This is a genomic window from Clostridium sp. DFI.1.208, from assembly GCF_024463855.1.
Classification (GTDB): Bacteria; Bacillota_I; Bacilli_A; order Erysipelotrichales; family Erysipelotrichaceae; genus Clostridium_AQ.
Map to the genome: position 1 here is coordinate 110938 of NZ_JANGCA010000006.1, position 19522 is coordinate 130459.

Consider the following 19522-nt stretch of genomic DNA (forward strand, 5'->3'; position numbering starts at 1 on the left):
TCATCCCTCACTTCTTCGCTCGATCTTCATACTGCTTCGTATCGTTCTCTGAGATTCCGGTCTTGAAGCTGATCTGATAGGCCTGTTCTGTTTTCTTCGCTCCATCGGCGTCCCATGGCCAGCTTTGTTCATCGCTGACGGCTCCACTGATATAGAAGCCGCCGCTTCCCTTATATCCCAGATCATAGATCGGCTGTGTCTTTGACATGCCATCTGTCGTGAACCATACGCCAGCATTCTTATTGTAGTCACTGCCATCATTGCTCAGTTTCAGATAGGCCTCATCGTTCTTGATCTGACCTAGACCTATATCCATACTTCCCATCAGCTTTGGCATGTCAGTTCCTTTTGTGACCTTCTGATCGACACTCAGTGTTACCGGCATGTAGTTCAGTTCATTGCTTACCTTGGCATCGTTCGTACTCTGCTTGATCTGCTGTCCATCCAGATTCAGGTCGATTTTGATAGGAGACAGGCTCTTCAACTGCGTGATCATGGTCACTTCCCCCTGATACACGGCTGTTTCCCTCTCACTATCTTCCAGCATCAGGCTCCATGTATACGCTCCACCATCGGATACGGCATTGGCACGATAGATTTCTATCGTTATATGATCAGCCTCTGTCGGCACCGTTATAGTCTCACCTGCTTCACCACTGTCGCGCAGATTTCCTGATGCATCATACACCTTCACAAGCAAAGCAAAATTCTCATTCGCCCATCTGCTTCCCTTTTCCATCGTGTCTTTCGTTGCCTTCCCATCACTGTTCGCAAACACGCTGACCGGCTGAACATGAAGGGGTGTACTGTCTTTCGCAATACTCAGTGCAGTGATCGTTGTGCTTCCTCTCTTCAGACTATGAGGAATCGTGATCTTACCACTTTCATTACTAGAAGCTGATCCATCATTTTTATTGGTGATTTCCACACTGCCTGCATCGTTATATGGAAGTGTCTTAATCTCTGCTGATGCGTTCGGATTTCCTGCAGTATATGTTTCCGTTTCGGCTAGGCGTGTATAAAGTACATAGGAAGTATCTCGCTCAAGATGTGTGAATTCATACTTTCCTGTACTGTCTGCTTTCAATGGCGTCCAATCGCTTTCTTTCTTATCCGCAATGCTCTCTCCACTTTCTAACAGGATATATTCCTGCGTAGCCTGTACATTCGTCACATACAGATTCGTATCCAGTTCTGTTTCCATGACTGGCTTCACTGCAGTTCCTGTGTTTTTTGCCTTCACGACTTCAGAGCTGCTCTTTTCCACACTGCCGCCGTAGTTTGCGGCATCTGCTTTCGCACTGTATCTCACAACGATGCGCTGTCCGATATCGGCTGTCGTACTTTCATACAGCAGCGAAGTGCTTGTCCCCATCGTCGTTCCTGTCTGATCTGTTTTTAGAGTGGTTCCATCACTTCTCTCGATCGTGAAGACGCCTTCGTCATAACCGTCTCCGCTGTAGATCGCGGTGATCGTCTGACCAGCTTCCAGAACATCCCTCTGCGTGATGCTCAGGTTCTTCTCCTCTAACGGTATGCTTCCGGTTTTCACATCGGTAACAGCAGAGTCTTCACTTGGCAGATATTCACTCGTTACTTTATACATCGCACACACTTCATAGATCGTATTGGCCTTCAGCTTTTCGGATCCTCTTCCGATCCATGAGTCGCCTACTGTATTCTCTTTCCACTCTTTTGTTTCCTTTACTCGATATTTCAGAACGGTCTCTGGGATCGTCGTTCCATCCTCACGGTAATTCGTCGGCAGATTCATCTGTATCGTGATACCGCGGATCTGTTTCACTGTCGGTGCATCCGGTTTTTTCTGTGGTGCACGAGCTATCGGGGCCAGCTGTCTTGTATTGACACTGCCGGAATATCTGCCGTTTCTTGCGCTCGTATATCGTGCATACAGCTTAGCGCCGACATCGTCTTTCCCCGGTGTATAGCTGTCACTGATTCCGGTCTTTCCATATAGCGTCCCGTCCTCATTCACGATCGGAGTCGTCGTTCCATCCTTTACACGATACCATGTCCACTGTCCGCTCTTTTCATCGACGACATCTTTGCCTTCTTCCTTTGCGAAAACATAGTTCACTTCTACAGGTACCAGAACTTTACTCGTATCTCCGTCCGTGATTTCAGCGTGTCCTTTGATCTGGGTTCCGATCAGCTGCTCTTCTGAAATATACGTCTGGCTTCCTTCATAGTTTCCTCTCCCACTGAATACGGCTTTCACATAGTATTTATTGTATTTCACAGGTACAGAGAAGGTCGTCGCTGTATTGCCGTCCTTCGATGTATCAGCTGCCTTGATCTGTGCTGTGATATTGATCCAGCTGTCATCCTTTGTTTTATCCGGACTCACATAATACTGCCAGATACCGGTTGGCGCTTCCTTATGATTCGTCAGACGGATCTCTTTTGTTTCCTCTACCTTCCAGATATCTTTATTTGTTTCTGTGATCTTTGCGGTAGGGATCTTGCTCAGATCCTCTTTCTTCGTTCTCACTGCTCTTTGTGAGACCACACCGCTGGCCTGATGGCTTCCATCCTCCAGTTTAGCCAGATACACCACATAGTCTGTATCGGCATCCAGTGTCAATGTGACAGTTGCTGTTGCCTTGAACCATTTGCCTTCTACCGGTGTAGTATTCTTGTCAGCATCTTCTGCAGGGATCCGATTCGGTACTTTCTGATCCGATGCCTTCTGTACGAAGTAGTAGACTGCTTTGATGTCTCCTGTATTCTCGATCTTCAGCTTGCTTCTGATCTCTCCATCCTCATCTAGTGCTGTCACTGTCGGAAGTGAAGCTGGCGCATCATATACCGGCTTCGTCAGTGTTCCGACACGCCCTATGACCTCGTTCGTGAAATCTGAGCTATCGGTTGCGATATAGCGTACGGATATCTCCTTGTTTCCCAGCAGTGCACTGATCTTATACGTATCCGTCGTCGCTCCTTCGATCGGAGCATCGCCATAATACCACTGCCAGCGACCTGCCTTATCATCTTCCGCTGTCTGCGGATAGCTTCCCTTATGATAGGTCGCCCTATAGGTCTGATCGACTTCTGCCACACCTATCTTCGGCGGTTTATCCGCACCATCGACGACTTTCACATAATCGATAAGACCGTTCAGCCTTGTCTTTTTTGTCTGTGCGGTCGCCATCTGCCTATATCCACTTGCATCATAGCCTATCTTTGCGGATTTTCTGATCCCTATCTCGTACGTCGTATTACGATCCAGTCCTTCCATCGTGATCACTGTTCCGGAAGTTACCGATGCTTCGACTGGGGTCCATGCCTCACCAGACTTTCGATAGGCAAACTGATAGTTGACTGCGCCATCTTTAGCACTGATCTTCATGGAATTGTCGCTGACCTCTGTCACGTTCAGCCCTGACGGCATATCGGTCGTGATGTCCTGTGATGCGTTACCGATCGTTGTGGAAGCTTTCGTTGCGCTTTCCTTGAAGTCTTTTGTACCATTGAAAGTCGCTGTCAGTATTCCCCCTGCATCCTTTGGCTGTACCGTATAGCTCAGTGTATTTTTTGTTGTATCGACGGTATAGCGTTCCGGGGAGATCGTGATGGTCTTTCCATTCTTCGTACTGCTCAGTACCCATGTTCCGGTTGGCTTGTTGGTATCCGTCAATGTGAATACGATCGTCTGATCCACCTTCTGTGTCCCTGTTACATTTATCGCATCTTTCACTGCCGTCTGTGCAGTCGTCAATCGGGTACGCTTGCTCCATGAACTCGCTTCTGCACCGTCTGTTTCCGCTATCCTATAGCAGAAGTCGTATTCCTTATTTCGCTCAAGACCACTCACTGTGACATTCAATCCTGGTGTGATTCCTCCAGTTGCACTCACGCTTTGGATGTCTCCACCAGCAGAACTGGAATATCCCACATCGATCTTTCCACTTGGCTTATCAGGGGTCTTGACAGTGAGTGATGTATCCGTCGTAGTCACTGCAGTAAATTCACCATGATTGTCTGGTAATGAAGTTAATGATTTTTTGATGACTGCGGTTGTTGCTGTCTTGTAATTTTGATAATCTCCGGAACCTGTAAAGGTTACGCGTATCTTTGAACCGACATCTGCCGTTTGCAGAGTATAGCGGTAGGAGTTGGCACTGGTGGTGGTGCTGACAGGGGTCGCCTTTACTTCTCCTGTAGATGCGTCAAGCCTTTCTACTTTCCATGTTCCTGTCTGACCGTTCAGTTTATCGATGGACATGGTCAATTCTGAACCGTTATTGACTGCATTTCCCAGACTGATACTTCCTGTCACATTTGTTTTCAGAGTCGTTGCTGTTGCCGCCGGACTCCATGTTCCAGCTTCATAGCCGTCTCCTGCCGCCACTCGTACATAGAAGCGATATTGTTTATTTCTTGCCAGATTATCTATTTTCACTTGTTCTGTATGGGTATGGGTTCCATCAACGATGATCTTGGCGTTTGCATCTGCTCGCTCATAGGCATATTCATACTTTAGACTGCTGTCTCCATCACCCACTCTGATCGTAGCTTGACTGTCCGTGACTGAACCGGAAACGATGACAGGAGCACTTGAAGTTGACGTTGTGACTGCACTGGTATAGGCTGCATATGTTGAGGCATAGCCACTTTTTTTTGCTAAAACTGTCAGCTCATAGCCAACATCATCTGCCTTCACGTTGTAGGTTGATGATGTTGCTCCACTGATGACGGATGCTTCTGTTGTTCCACGCTTTCTGCGGTACCATTGATAACTCAAGCCAGGTGTTGAGCAGCTCGCTGTTAGTGTTTGATTCATTTTTGGACTGGTGTTACTGATGGTAACTGTTTCCATTTCACTTACAGTATTCTTAACCGTAAAATCATACTTATTGGATGCCGATGCACCTGTTTCAGAATCATTATAGGTGATCGTGATCGTTGCAGTTCCTGTGCTTTTTGGAATAAGCGTTCCGTTCGTTCCTATTTTCAATACACTTGCTGAACTGGAAGTCACTGTGTATCCTTTCTTTTGTAATTCCACAGGTAATTGGATGACACCGGAAACATTCCCATTAAACAGATCAGTCGTTGTTGTAGCTCCATCGACACTCGTGAATGCTCCCCGTGTTGCTGAATATAAGTTTGCTATATTATTGTTTCCCATCCATGTTAATCGTGGATAAAATCCTTCTTGGTATTTCCATGTTCCAGTATCTCCAAAAGAACTTTTTAAACCGTCACCAATTATTTCTTTTGTACTTTTCCCAACTTCTAAATCATTATTCACGTTTAATATCCCTGCAATTGTTGTATCATAAAATATATTCTGACTGCTTGGGGATAATCCCTCATGTCCAAATGGCTTTCTATTTGCTCCTGCTGGATCAAAATAACTTGCAGTATAATAATTATTTACAATATTATTTTTGTTAATAACTGCACCAATTGATAATGTGTTTGTCCCTCCTTTGAATTTTGTACCAATCGTATAACAATCAATTACTTTAGCGCTTCCTATATTACCTCCTAAACCACCAGCGGTCGCTCCAGCAGTCACGTTTCCACCAACAGATCCACAATTCTTAAAATATGATGTGTTGTTAGCAAACATATCATTTGCTCTACCCAAGAAGTAACCACAATCATAAGTTGCTGTCAAATTTGAATCTACTAAAAAAATATTTTCAAACCCTAACATTCCATTTGAATTTCCAACAATAATTCCTGCACTATTATAATTATTATCATTCGAAACTCTTCCAACATTTATATTTGCATTGAGTATCAGCATATTCATAATAAGTACAGGATCCGATGATGATGTGCTCTTTGTAAAGAAGAACATTGTATTCTTAAGATTTGATATAGTATGATAATCACCATTTAACGTTCCTTGAAATGAATCATAAACATGGGTCCCATTATTATAATACCCTCTTAATTTCGTTGGACTAACACTGTCTTTCCCTGCTAAATTTATATTACTTGTAATAATATAATCTGCTGTATTAGATGCATAAATCCCACTTTTATAAGTGTCTTTTTTACTGGCATCCATAAATGCCAATAAGTCTTCCGCACTACTGATAGGAATACCTTGCCCATATGCAAAATATGTATTCGTACTTCCTGTGCCACTCTTGCTATTCAAATTAGATGAATCTAATGCGTTCATGTTCTTGTCTACATACAGTGCAGATACGTTTGGCTTACTGACCTCTGCAATTACTTCTGCTCCATCTGTATATGCGCTTGTAGATGTCGCTGGAATCGTATAGGTGAATGTGTTTCCGCTTATGCTTCCATTCACATAACTGCTTCCTATCTTGAATCTTGCTGTTGTTCTGCTTAGTGTTGTTTCCACACTGTTGTTCACTGTCCCTGTCAGCGTTGTTCCTGCATACGCCTTGGGATTTCCGTTTCCATCACTTGTTGAACTTGTCAGTGTTACGGTCTCCTCATACACTCTCTTTATGAAGCCATCGTTATTAGTTGGATTCACAACATTCCCACTAAAACCTTCTTGGTTATTGGGCACAAATTCTACTTTGATATATTTTCCAAACATATCCTCAGTTAGTGTCAGCTGACTTGTTGGGCTGTCACTCATTGGTGTGTAGCCTTCTGTTAGTTCTGTCCAATTCGTAGTGTCACTTAAAGATGGCATTGTTGTTGTACTGCTTCCATCATAAGTAGCTTTGCTGTAATACCATTTCCACGCTCCTTTGCTATTGTTTGCGCTATTCAATGTCGCTGTTAGTGTTTTCCCTTCCACATAGTGACCGCTGAGTGTGATATTCCCTGTCTGCGCTTTTGTTCCCATCGTATGACTTAGTTCATGAATAGTAGATGCTGTATAAGTAGCATTTTCCTTACTCATATAATAAATGACGTAAGTTTCATTTGCATTCAGTTTCACACCTGCGTAATCCGTGCTGACTTCAAAGGAAGTTCCTGTGACTTTTTTCCAGCTCGTTCCCAGATCAGCATCGGTTGGATAAGCGGGTGCTCTTACTCCTTGTTTCTGTACACGATAGTATCCATCTGTCTTCATAAGATCTGTCGTACTCAGTACCATTCTCAGTTCCCCTGCTGTTTCTTTATCACTGCTGTGTGTGATCTGCACTCCTTTTGTCAGCTCATCGGATGATGCCTTGGATACTTCCACTGTCGTTTCTTCTGCATTGCCGGTAAAATCATTATCAACTGGCATCGTATATTTTGCTTTCAGTTTTTCCCCGATATCAGATGCGGTCAAAGAATATGTAGGATTCGTCGCACCTGCTATCTTTGTATCATTTCTGTACCACTGCCATGTTCCCTCTTTATCTGTATTACTTCCACCTGTCGATGCATAGGTGGCTGAATGATATGTCGCTGTCAGTGTTTCTCCATATTTTGCTGTTCCTGCTATCGTGACATATCCTGTGATCGCCGTCTTTGTTGTTGTGACTGTCCTTCCTGCACCACTATCACTATATGCATACTCACTGTCCAGCCCTCCACTGTCCTCGACTCTCTTCACTCGGATGGCATAGGTCGTATTTCTCTCAAGTCCATCTACCACGACATCCACATTACTATTGACTGCATCTCCTACAGGTATATAACTATCTGTACTATCACCTAGCACATTCACATGGAACCAGCCACTGAGTGAATCTATAGCATCTGTATCTGCCTTCTTATATTCAAACTGATACTGTCCTTCTCCTTTGCTCATTCTGACTTTGAAGCTCATATCATCGATCGTTTCCATGATGATATCATTCGCAATCGGTGTCGTATACCTGGACTTCTGTTTTTCCTTTACAGAATTACTGGTTACTAGTGTAGCACTTCCTTCATAGCCCACTGTGGCTTTGAACGTTACTGTATAGATCGTTCCATATGCTTCATTATCTGGGATCACATAGCTTGTCGACCCTCTGTTCTCCGCTAGTGTATAATTGGTGATCGGTGTTTCTGTTCCATCAGTTGCTACCTTTGTCCATGTCCATTCTCCCTGATAGTTGAAGTCTTTATCATCTGGTGCCAGCTCTGCCGTCAATGTCTGACCTCTCAAAAGATCCCCTGTTACATATTTGAATGTAATGGTTCCCCCGAAAGTCCTCTTATCCGTCTGCTGGCTTTTGATGATGCTCTGTGCTGTCCAATCGGATTTCTGATGTGTAGCGGACTGCGCAAATCGTACAGAGAAGTAGTAGGTCGTGTCTCTTTCCAGACCAGTAATCTTAAATTCCTCACCAGAATTCAGGATTTTGATGACACCACTGTCATCTATCTCCTCTACTGGTACGCCATTCTCCATCGTACTGCGCCCGATGATATACTTTTCTCCTATGACATTTGTTGGCATCTTCACTGTGATTGTCGTATCATCATGCTCTTTAATACTTAAGTTTTGTGTCGGCGCTACCTTCTCTGCTCTGCTGATGACATCGCTTACAAAGCTGATCTCTCCAGCATAGGTTCCTGTTCCACTGTATACTACTTCGATCTTCTGATCGACATCTTCTTTTTTTAATGTATAGGTATCTCCTGTTTGTTTTGTAGCCGTATCACGACTTCCGTCTGCGTTCAGACGATACCAATTGACTTCTCCGCTCTGACCTGATGGTGTATTTGTGACAGCTGCTTTCAATGTCTTTCCATAGATGAGATCTCCAGTGATCGTGATATCTCCCTGTACATGTTTTCTATCCGTTGTGAATGCTTTGAAATCACTGCTCCACTCGGAATCTGTATAGCCTTCTTCTCCGATCTCTTTGATATACAGCTGATAGTTCGTATTTGGTGTCAATCCTGTGATCGTTGTATCACTGCCTCCCCGCAGCGCTACGCCATGTTCCGTAATTTCTGTTTCATCCTTCTCTCGGATACCTATATGGTATAGTCCTTCTGAATCGCCAATTTTCACCTTGACTGTGATATCGTCCGCTCTACTCTCTGTAATCATATCCGAGGCTTTGGGTGTTGCACACTTGATAGACTCAATGACTGTAGTATGATCACTTTCGATGCTTCCCTTCAGTTCACTATCTGCCTTGGCGATCGCCTTCACGAACAACTTCTTTCCGACATCACTGCCCTTGATTTTATAGTTCATACCTGTTCCGATAGCTTCGTCTTTGCCTTCCTGATACCATGCATACGTTGCATCATTCAGCTTATCCGGTGTCAGCTTTACACTCAGCTTATCGCTCAGAGTGTATTGGCCTTCCTTCTTTGGCTGGCTGTTCACGATCTCTATCTTAGTGATTTCGACCTTCACGCTGTGCGCACTGATGTCCTGCAGTGTTCCTGTATAACCGCTTGCTTGATCTGTCACAAAACGTGCTCTCAGGTATTTCCCTGACAGAGTATCGGTAACGGCATATGTATCGGTACTCGTTGTGCCGTTCATGTTCGTTTTATGTACTTCCGTCCATGTCTCCGCATCCGATGTTTCCGCACTTTCCCAATACAGAGTACCTTGCTTCGTATTCGTATCGCTCAGTGTTGCCGTCATCGTATTTCCAATGTCATAATCACCGCTCAGCCTCAACGTTCCTTTATTCTTCCCATGCACTGTTGTGATCGTATTGCTTTCTTTTACACTGTTTAGATCCGTTTCATAAACAGTATACTTTGTATTCCATTCCAGTCCACTTAACGTATAGCTGCCGTCCCAGTACATTCTCTTCCATCCACTCTCAATTGCTTCTTTATGTGTCTTGGGATTCACTGGTGCTGTTTCACTGCTTTCCTGGACGATATAATAGGTTCCCATCGTCACAGGATAGGTGATCTCTGTTCTTGTTGATGTCGTTGGCTGCCCTGCTGAAATGCTGACGGATGCAGCTGCTGCACGCAGCACAAAACGATTCTGCATATCATCTGCCGATGCAATCAGCTCTCCATTCATTTCATGACTTCTATTGATAGAGCGGACAAGATTTCTATTCCATTCAATATCATTATCCTTCTGTTCCGATGCACGAACACTATCGATCATTGCAGAAAGATTACTCTCAGCTTCCACACGCACGACACTGAGGTCTGCTGCCTTCTGTGCCTGTTCTTTCCATGCAGTCTCTGTTTTTATTTGCGGATAACTGCCTTTTTTCTCTGTGAATGCCTTATTGTTTAATGCTCCCGATGTGATCTCATCCGTGAGATATGGCTGTGCATCCTCATCCTCCAGATCATTGATCTGTGCATCATAGAAACAGTCTGTTCGCTTTCCTTCTGAAAACAGCGTACGCTTTTCCCCGCTCAGTGATGCACTGCTGTAACTGTTTTCTACGTCAGTGTCTTTTCCAAAGCCATATACCGTCTCTCCACTAAGATAACCGGAAACATAGCTGTTCTTGATATCCGCTGACCCTGCAAGCACGAAGCCTGCCACATTTCTACCTTCCACGTTCATCATGACGAAGCTGTTTCGTATCGTCGTATTCTCACTGTTCATGATGACCGCATGATCCTGCTTTACATCGTCTCCTTCTATGTAATAGCCTGTACCATCCAGTATCGAATCACGGCTGGTATCGGCAAGCTGTCCTTTTACCACGATGTTTTTTATTGTTGCGTGATCCAGCACTTCAAAAAGCGAATCTGAACAGCTGATCCTATAGCCCTGCCCATCCAGCGTCCCTTTGAAGGTGACGCCTTTTAAAGGATTCTCTTTCACTTCTATATCCTGTGCCAGAACAAAGCTTCCCTCTGGATCAGAAACGATCTGTTTCAAGTCATCCTCTTTACGCAGGATGATCTCTCCGGATTCTGACATATTGGGAATATCTGATATTTCCAATGTCTTCTCATTCAAGGTATTCCCTTTCATATCCACAGCTGTAAATGTATAAGCACCATTTTTCTTCACATCGAAAACAGCCTGATATACACCATGCTTGATCTCCATCGCATCGATGACCGCTTCCGCTCCGCCACTGACTTTGATCTGGTATGTATCCTTATTTCTGGATAGGATCGTTACCTGATGGATGGATGGGTCTTCTTCAACTTCCATATCCTCAAAGGTATCGACAGTCACAGACTGTTCCCCTACCATAAGATCCTGTTCATCATAGCCGAGCAGATCATACGTGCCGTTTGTATAGACCTCAAAGGTAAGAACACCGTCCACGTTCTTCGTTTCTATGACCTCGTCGTCCTGCTTCAACGTGAATCGCCTGATATTCTCCTTTGGATCTTCGATCTGTATCGTCTGCGCTTCCTTCGTTGCACTGCCCAGCGTGATAACTGCGATATCTGTTTCCGCATGAACGAATGACTGCATCGGCATCTGTGACACGATGACCGTCATCACGACGCATATGATCGCCAGCTTCATTTTCATTCTTTCGATTCTGCTTTTTTCTCTCTGTTTCATACTACACCTCTATCCCTTTGCTTTTTGAATGCGCAAAGCTTTTATTTAAACTTTCTTCCGCTGTCAAGCAGATAGGTATCGACGATCACATCTGCTTCTTCTTTCGTGATCGGTTTTCCTTTGTATATGAAATGCTCCTCCTGTGAACCATCGACGAGATGTATGATCTTCGCTTTCCGATAGTCCATATGTGTATATCCTTTATTCATCGTTTCCTCTGTCATAGTACGCCTCCTTCAGTCGAAGCTGCTCCTTTATCTTTGGATAGCCGCTTCTTGAAACCGGTATCGTATGTCCCCCATACAATCTCAATTCATACCGGCAGATACTCTCTATATAATACCGGCTTGCACAAAAGCTCTTATGTACACGCACGACGAGCTCCGGCTGCTCATCGCTGATGATGGTCTCCACCATCGCCATCTGCAGCTTCGCATAGATATCTCCGTGTGTCGTATGGATCACAGTCTCTTTATTGAATGCCTCCAGATAGATGATCTCTCCGATGAGGATCTTGTGACTGATATTCGCCTTGTCCCTTACACAGATGCTTCCCATGCTTTCGATCTCCTTTTCGATTAGCATCTGCATGTAATGCCTGGTATACTTACCGACAGCATGTGGAAACACTTCCTCTTCCTGCAGATTCTTCAAAGGATTCGATATATGCATATGCTCGATCCGCAATCCTTCCTTCTGTTCCTTCCAGCAGAAGGTGACCCTTTGCTTATCACTAAAGATCTCTCCACTCGATTCATCAGTTGCGCCTACATACTGTCCGACGATCGTACAGCTGTTTCGATCCTGTGTGACACATTCAAATGATTTTGAGAAAAGAGTGATCAACGGAAGATCTCCCAGCCATTCATCCAAGACCTCTAAGATCTTGGTTCTTCCTGCATAGTACTCACTATCACAGGATCCTATCCACAAGCAATTCTCTCCTATATACGTATGCAGGAGATCATCATTGCCACGGTAATGCTCTGTCATGATCTTATCTGTCAGAGCTATACATTCTTCTGTCTTCTTTTTCAGCACGCTGTCCCCTCCATGATAAAAGCAATAAGCTTGCTTCCCATATGCGCCATGGGATCGAACCTTACTTTCATTTCATCTATTCTTTTCACTTCAACTACGCTTCCAGCTGTTCCCAATTTCTTACACTCTCTCTTTCATCAGATATCGATGGGATGTATACGACATAATATGGATTATGTGGTACTGATGATTTTCAAGCATGGAATCTGATCTGGGATTGTGTGACTTTTAAAAGACACGTAAAAAAAAGTCAATCTGAATTGGCTTGCTGGAAGGTATAAATAGGGTGATAAAGTACCGTGTATTTCGTGTTTTTTTGAGGAATTATCAAAATTCTATTTTTACTATGTAATTTTTTTATTTTCTGTAAAAGTTAAGTTTTGTTACAATTCACTCCCGTGAAGAACAGTTCACGAAAATCCATTGCTATTGTAAAATTTAACTGTTAGAATGTGATTGAAATGAGATTTTACAGTCAAACAGAATGGCAAAATCAAAAAGACAAAACTCTTGAAAACGCCTTATTTATCGCATTATATTGATGTTATGAGCAATCAGAATCAACATGAATTTCAGGATATTATATAGCGTTACCACATAATCCATATTATGTGGTATTTTTATCATACCGATCGTATACCTGCCTTACTTATATCATCATTTTTTTGTCAATACGATTGCACCAGATCCATTTTCATCAGTGATTTCTGACATTCCTGTCCACTTGTGATCGTATATACTCTTGTTGTCTCTATACTGGTATGTCCTAGAATATCTGCCAGTCTGACTACATCCTTGTATAATCCATAATACGTCAATGCAAACAGATGTCGCAAATTATGTGGGAAGACCTTCTTGCGATCTACCTTTGCATCTACACATAGTTTCTTCATCGCTGACCAGATATTGCTACGATCCATTGGCTTCCCACTTTTTGTGATGAAGATCGGACCACTCGTGATATTCTCCTCTTTACAATAATTCAACAACATTCTCTTCAGCTTCTTATTGATAAAGATGGTTCTGCTTTTCCCCTTATTGTTCACCATGGCCTGACCTGCTTTCAAGCTTTCCACTGTGATATATTTATGTTCAGAAACACGGATCCCTGTTCCGCAGATTGTCTGGATGAGCATGAATAATCTCTTATTGTTGTGCTTCATAGCAGCATCAAGCAAGCGTTTATATTCTGCCTTACTAAGCTCCCTATCTTCTGAACTGAATACTTTTCTTTGAACCTTATGCAGCTTCAACTTTAGTGTATCAAGCTTCATAAAGGAAAGTAAGCCATTGATGGAGACCAGCATACTGTTGATACTGGTCACCTTATAGGCATCTGATAAGCTTTGCTTGTAGGCGATAAGATTCTCTTTTGTGATGATCTTATTTTCTGGAAGATATTCATAGAAATGCTTGATATCTCTCATATACTTGCTTATCGTTGCCTCACTACGCTCTTCCCCGTATAAATACTTTCTGTATTTCCCCATGATGTTCATATCCAATATTGCCTTTTTCATCACGCATGATCTCCTTCTTTTACATTATTTTCTTATCATATCATGTTGCCTTAGCAGTTTTCATTGGTAATATATGGTTTTCATAATTTAATTTTTAGAAAAAACATACTAATATTTATAAAGACATAATAATAATTCCTTTGAAGTGGCGAATGAATTCAGCTTTCCTAATAGAAATCTTGTTTGAACGTTTATATCATTGTTTGAAAAGATAAAGATAAACTAAACCTCTACATGCTATCCTGTCATACTTTTCAAAGGGTTGTATATTTTTTTGATAATATTTCCCTTATCACCTCGATACAACAAACTATATAAAAAAAGCAGCATGAGCTGCCGGTATCTTCAAAATCAGAAACACATTTTCTCGGGTATTTCCGCATAACTGCAGGGAACGATACGAATATGCTTTGCCATGCATATTTCACGAAATTCCTCACTCAGTCTTCCCCTGCTTCCCTGTATCGTGAGCACTTCCCTTGCATCATCCTCCACATACATATGCTGCAGGGCCAACAGCATCGCCAGCTTGTTATAGGTATGCTGCAGAGAATACCCTGGTTTTATCTGCATATGATGAATATTATCAAAGCCGCTCACACCGTCAAATAAACGAGAGGTAATCAATGCGTACATCATTTCATAATAGCGCCGGTACAGAAAAGCCGCGTTGTATTTGTTCCAGAGCATTTCCTTTGACTGCGGATCCCAGGAATATGCGATATTGTCAATAAAGCGAATACAGCCTACAAAGCAATCATAAGAATAGGCTGCCTTCATCTGCGCCAGCAATGCTTCATGCTGTGTAAAATAATCGGCACAGATACCGAATTTCACAGAGATTGGAAACGATTCCCTGCGCATTGCATCAATAAATGCATGATAGGCAGTGATGGAACAGATATTCTGTGCCTGATACCATGTCTGCTGACAGGGATATGTCGCCCTAACCTCTTTATATAAGGAAGCACACTCAAGAAACATACTGGAAGGCTCCAGAATTACCAGCTCCGATTGCTTTGCCTTCTGCGCCTGCCTTACAAAAGCATCCAGCACAGCCTTTTGATAACGCCCCTTTAATATGATATGTCCATCCATACATACACTCCTTTTCATGAAAAAACTCAGTCCTCCTGAGTTCTAATAACGAATTTTTTTGATTCTCCCAAAGCCGATGGTTCCCGGTCCGGTATGTGACATGATGACAGACTTGAAAATACGCTGTTCAACCGGTCTTCCACAAGCCTCCTGCAGTGCTGCCTTTAGCTCATCACTGACCGTTCGATTATAGGCATCAATAATCATCCAGTCATATTCCTCAGGATCGATATCCTTTAAAACAACCTCGATGCCTTCCTTATAAGCTTTTTTCAGCGTGCGTACCTTATCGACCAGATCGATTGCCCCATGCTCTACCTTCAGCAGCGGCTGTATCTTTAACAGACCTGCCAGCGCGGCTGCAGCCGGAGAAATACGTCCGCCGTTTTTTAATGCGGTCAGCGTTTCCGGAATCAGGATTGCAAACAGCTCTCCCTCCTGCTCAATCTTTTCTTTTGCCTGTGCACACGTATATCCCTTTTCAAACATATCGCGAGCGGTTAACAGCATATGAACAACCGGATAGCACACGAAATCAGAATTCAAAACAAACACGCGATTTTGATATGGCGCTTGATCCGCTATTCCCATAGCAACGCGGCAGGTGCCGGACAACGCCTTCGTCAGCGGTATGTAAAATACTTCATCGTAGCTTTCCAGCAGCGCATCCCACATACGGGTCATATTACCGATAATCGGCTGTGCTGTTTTAACACTTTTGTTCTGACCAAGTGCTTCGATAATGTCCTGATCAGAAATTGTTTCTTCCTCGATAAACTCTTTTCCATTTATGGTAATGGGCATTCGTAAAACATGTATCCCAAGCTTTTCAGCCTCTTCTTTGGTGATATCTGCGCTGGAATCGCACATCAATGCTATTTTTTTCATGGAATCACTCCTTAAAAGGCATTATAACATTTCTACAAAAAAATTCAATAAAAGTATTTACAAAACATAATGAATAGGCTATAATATAACTCGCCTGATAAAAGTCAGGAACGCTATGGCGGTTGTGGTGAAGTGGTTAACACAACGGATTGTGGCTCCGTCATTCGTGGGTTCGATTCCCATCAGCCGCCCCATAGAAAACAAACAGGAAGTCATTCGACTTCTTTTTTTATATTTCCTAAGTGAGCCGCTGACATTGCGGGTTCCCCTACGATAAGGGGCCTACAATCAAAACGGGAAAGCATGGGATATAACAGTCAGCTTGTAAATGGTCCTGTATCAGAATCACAGCTCTACATGGAAATTCTTTTCACAGAAAAGATTCATACTTTTACAGAAAACGTGTTACAATAAATATAAATAAAAGGAGGCATTTTTTATGAATACCATCAGTGAAGATATTAAGAAAATTATGCTGGCAGGCATTGGGGCAGTTGCCACTACCGCAGAAAAATCAAAGGACGTAATTGATGCTCTGGTGAAAAAAGGTGAATTAACAGTTGAACAGGGTAAAATTTTGAATGAGGAGCTGAAGCACGATCTCAAAGAAAAGCTGAGAACACCGGCGGATACGGGGCAAATCAGCAAGGATCTGGAAAAGGTCAGCAAGGACGATCTCGCAATGTTAAAGGCCCGTATTGAAGAACTCGAAAAAGGCATGGAGAATGAGCAATCCGAATGAAGCGAAAACGCTGAGCAGTAAACGCCGGCTTGCTCAGATTCTGGGGATTCTGAAAAAGCATCACATCACCAAGGGAGTAGACCCTGTTAAATTTCGGGAAATTTTGGAAGATCTGGGTCCTACCTTCGTCAAAATCGGACAAATCATGGCAAGCCGGCAGGACATGTTCAGTGAACGCTATTGCAAGGAGCTAGTAAAGCTGCGGGATAATGTCGCACCGCTCCCCTTTGAAGAGGTACAGCGTGTCATAGAGGAGGAATACGGCTGTCCCATGCAGGAGGTATTCTCCAGCTTTGAGCGAATACCGCTGGGCTCCGCATCCATTGCGCAGGTGCATAAAGCCTCCCTGCTGGATGGAAGAGAAATCGTTGTCAAGGTACAGCGCCCCTATATCTATGAGATGATGGAACGCGATATTTCTTTGATCCGAAGAGCTGGAAAGCTGCTGCGCCTGAGTGAGGTGCTGGGAAGCGTCATCGACATCAATATCGTGATGGATGAATTCTGGTTTACCGCAAAGCAGGAAATGGATTTTCTGAATGAGGCGCGCTTTGCCATGGAATTTGCCCGCAATCATCAGGATATCACCTATATCGGGGCACCGCAGATTGAACAGGCCTACACGACAAGCCGGGTGCTGGTCATGGAATACATTGACGGCATCGTAATCGATGATAGAAAAACACTGGAGGAAGGCGGCTATGATCATCGCGAAATCGCCTCCAAGCTGGCAGAGAACTACATCAAGCAGATCGTGGATGACGGTTTTTTCCATGCGGATCCGCATCCGGGAAATCTACGCATACGGGAAGGAAAGATTATCTGGATAGACTTTGGTATGATGGGAACACTGCAGCGCAGTGACAAGGATCTTATGAAAAAGGCAGTGCAGGCCATTGGAAGCAATGATACCGAGCTGATGGTCGATGTCATTCTGACGCTTGGTGTTCATGACGGCCGGGTTGACTACACACTGTTTTATGATGATATGGAAACCTTCATGAAGAAATATATCCATATGGATCTCAACGAAATCAATCTGGGCGAAGCGATTCAGGAAGTCTTTACCATTGCACATAAGCACCGTATTTCCATGCCCAAAGGCATCAGCATGCTGGCAAGAGGACTTGTGACCATGGAAAGCACAATGACACTGCTGGATCCAAAGACAAATATCATTCAGATAGCGGCAGCCCATGTCAGTGAGCATTTATTCAAAAAGCTGGATGCCAAAAAGGAAGCCGTCAATGCAGGAAAAAAGCTCTATGAGGCCGGAAAGCGCACACTGGATATCCCCATTCAGTTCAGTGAGCTCATGCGGATGGTCACCAAGGGACGCATCAAGCTGAATCTGGAAATCATGGATTCCAGCGTACCCTTAAAAACCATCAATCACATGGTCAATAAGCTTGTTGTCGGAATTGTATCCTGCGGTCTGCTCATGGCAAGCTCCCTGATTTGTACAACCGATATGACACCCAAGGTGCTCGGCATACCTGCCATTGGTTTTATCGGTTATATGACCGCTGTCTTTCTAGGCATGTGGCTGCTGTATACCGTGTTAAAGGACAAGCGCCGATAAGCATTGAAAAACAGTCGTCACGTGGAAAGGTACTTTCTTACCGTAAGGTACAAGTATAGAAACGCAAAAAAGAAGAAATACATTCCTATACTATGAGGAGCTTATTTCTTCTTTCTTTTTTTATTGCTTCATCAATCCCCGAATGAAAAGGAACCATGCTTATGACAGCCTTTTTTGATGGTACATGACTGCTGTCTTGAAACACGTAGTATACAAGTCTTGCTTCTATACTGCGCTTTTTGCTCGTGCATACAGCTGCCTCTGCTATTTGAGAAAACCACTGCAGTGCGATAAATGAAAAGCAATTTCCTATAGGAATCGTGTAGCATTTGCTTGCCTTTGCTTCTATCTCCTACCTGATTTTCCGATACAGCTTCCAACGCTTTCTTTATATGCTTTATCACGCAGCGGTCAAGACTGCAGCCGTATGTTACCAGACACTGCCCACTGCTTGTAATGTCCATAGAATACAAGAGAACTTAAACGCATTATCGTCAGGATCCTTTGCATTCCCATGCCGTCCTCCATTACGAATTCTATGTTAGAATATATCTTTATTTATATCAAAACAGCCTCTTTCAGAACCCTTCCGATGGCATCGTGAATAACCAGATCAGCCCTTTGATCCATCGCTGTCTCTTCTTTGTTAATCAGAATCAGCTTTCGTCCGTGAAAATACTGAAGCAATCCGGCTGCCGGATAAACAACCAGAGAGGTTCCGCCCACAATGAGAACATCCGCCTGAGAAAGGTAGGAGATTGCCTCCTCCATAACATGCATGTCAAGGCTTTCTCCATACAATACAACGTCCGGCTTGAGGATACCGTTACAGATCGGACAACGCGGCACCTGATCCTTCTGCTTCAGCATTGCCTGCAAATCATAGGCTGCGTGACAACGCTGACAGTGGTTGCGATGAATACTGCCATGCAGCTCCAAAACCTTATGACTGCCCGCCTTCTGATGCAGTCCGTCGATGTTCTGTGTAATAACCGCCTTTAATTTTCCCATCCTTTCCAGCTTTGCCAAGGCCATATGCGCATCGTTAGGCTGTGCCTGCTCATAGACCATTTCATGGAAATAGAAATCATAGAACTGCTCTGGATGCTCATGAAAGAAGTCGCTGCTGATCATCGTTTCCGCACGATAGGGATAGGTCTTCTTACTGTAGATACCGCTCTGTGATCGAAAATCCGGAATATTGCTTTCCGTACTGACACCGGCACCACCGAAAAAGACAATATGATCACTCTGTGTCAGTATTTCCTTTACTTCATCATACATAT

At 43.6% G+C, this 19522-nt stretch carries 9 protein-coding genes and 1 tRNA gene; 3 read left to right on the forward strand and 7 right to left on the reverse strand.

Annotated elements, in window-relative coordinates:
* Nucleotides 1-7 precede the first annotated feature (7 nt).
* The 6 genes from NE665_RS04935 to NE665_RS04960 all read right to left on the reverse strand — a co-directional run bounded on the left by NE665_RS04935 (nucleotide 8) and on the right by NE665_RS04960 (nucleotide 15912).
* Nucleotides 8-11365, reverse strand: coding sequence for a fibronectin type III domain-containing protein (locus tag NE665_RS04935; RefSeq protein ID WP_117442375.1), 11358 nt, complete (start codon nucleotides 11363-11365; stop codon nucleotides 8-10).
* A gap of 41 nt (nucleotides 11366-11406) precedes the next feature.
* Complete coding sequence (locus tag NE665_RS04940) at nucleotides 11407-11589, reverse strand: hypothetical protein (protein ID WP_117442376.1); 183 nt, start codon at nucleotides 11587-11589, stop codon at nucleotides 11407-11409.
* Nucleotides 11567-12406, reverse strand: a complete 840-nt coding sequence (locus tag NE665_RS04945; protein ID WP_117442377.1) for a LytTR family DNA-binding domain-containing protein — start codon at nucleotides 12404-12406, stop codon at nucleotides 11567-11569. The genes NE665_RS04940 and NE665_RS04945 overlap by 23 nt, the downstream gene beginning before the upstream one ends.
* 668 nt (nucleotides 12407-13074) lie before the next feature.
* Nucleotides 13075-13926, reverse strand: a complete 852-nt coding sequence (locus NE665_RS04950) for a tyrosine-type recombinase/integrase (RefSeq protein WP_117442378.1) — start codon at nucleotides 13924-13926, stop codon at nucleotides 13075-13077.
* A 351-nt stretch (nucleotides 13927-14277) separates the two neighbouring features.
* Nucleotides 14278-15024, reverse strand: coding sequence for a hypothetical protein (locus tag NE665_RS04955; RefSeq protein WP_117442405.1), 747 nt, complete (start codon nucleotides 15022-15024; stop codon nucleotides 14278-14280).
* A gap of 42 nt (nucleotides 15025-15066) precedes the next feature.
* On the reverse strand, nucleotides 15067-15912 hold the full coding sequence (locus NE665_RS04960) for a DegV family protein (RefSeq protein ID WP_117442379.1): 846 nt from the start codon (nucleotides 15910-15912) through the stop codon (nucleotides 15067-15069).
* A gap of 118 nt (nucleotides 15913-16030) precedes the next feature.
* On the opposite strand from NE665_RS04960, the gene NE665_RS04965 reads away from it, so the two are divergent.
* The 3 genes from NE665_RS04965 to NE665_RS04975 all read left to right on the forward strand — a co-directional run bounded on the left by NE665_RS04965 (nucleotide 16031) and on the right by NE665_RS04975 (nucleotide 18236).
* Nucleotides 16031-16106, forward strand: a tRNA-His gene (locus NE665_RS04965).
* Between the two features lie 245 nt (nucleotides 16107-16351).
* Entirely contained in the window at nucleotides 16352-16654 is a 303-nt protein-coding gene (locus NE665_RS04970) for a phasin family protein (RefSeq protein WP_117442380.1), read from the forward strand.
* A complete protein-coding gene (locus NE665_RS04975; protein WP_117442381.1) occupies nucleotides 16638-18236 on the forward strand; it encodes an AarF/UbiB family protein in 1599 nt (532 codons plus the stop codon). The genes NE665_RS04970 and NE665_RS04975 overlap by 17 nt, the downstream gene beginning before the upstream one ends.
* A gap of 558 nt (nucleotides 18237-18794) precedes the next feature.
* On the opposite strand, the gene NE665_RS04980 is transcribed toward NE665_RS04975, so the two are convergent.
* Nucleotides 18795-19520, reverse strand: a complete 726-nt coding sequence (locus NE665_RS04980; protein ID WP_117442382.1) for an NAD-dependent protein deacylase — start codon at nucleotides 19518-19520, stop codon at nucleotides 18795-18797.
* Between the last annotated feature and the right edge of the window lie 2 nt (nucleotides 19521-19522).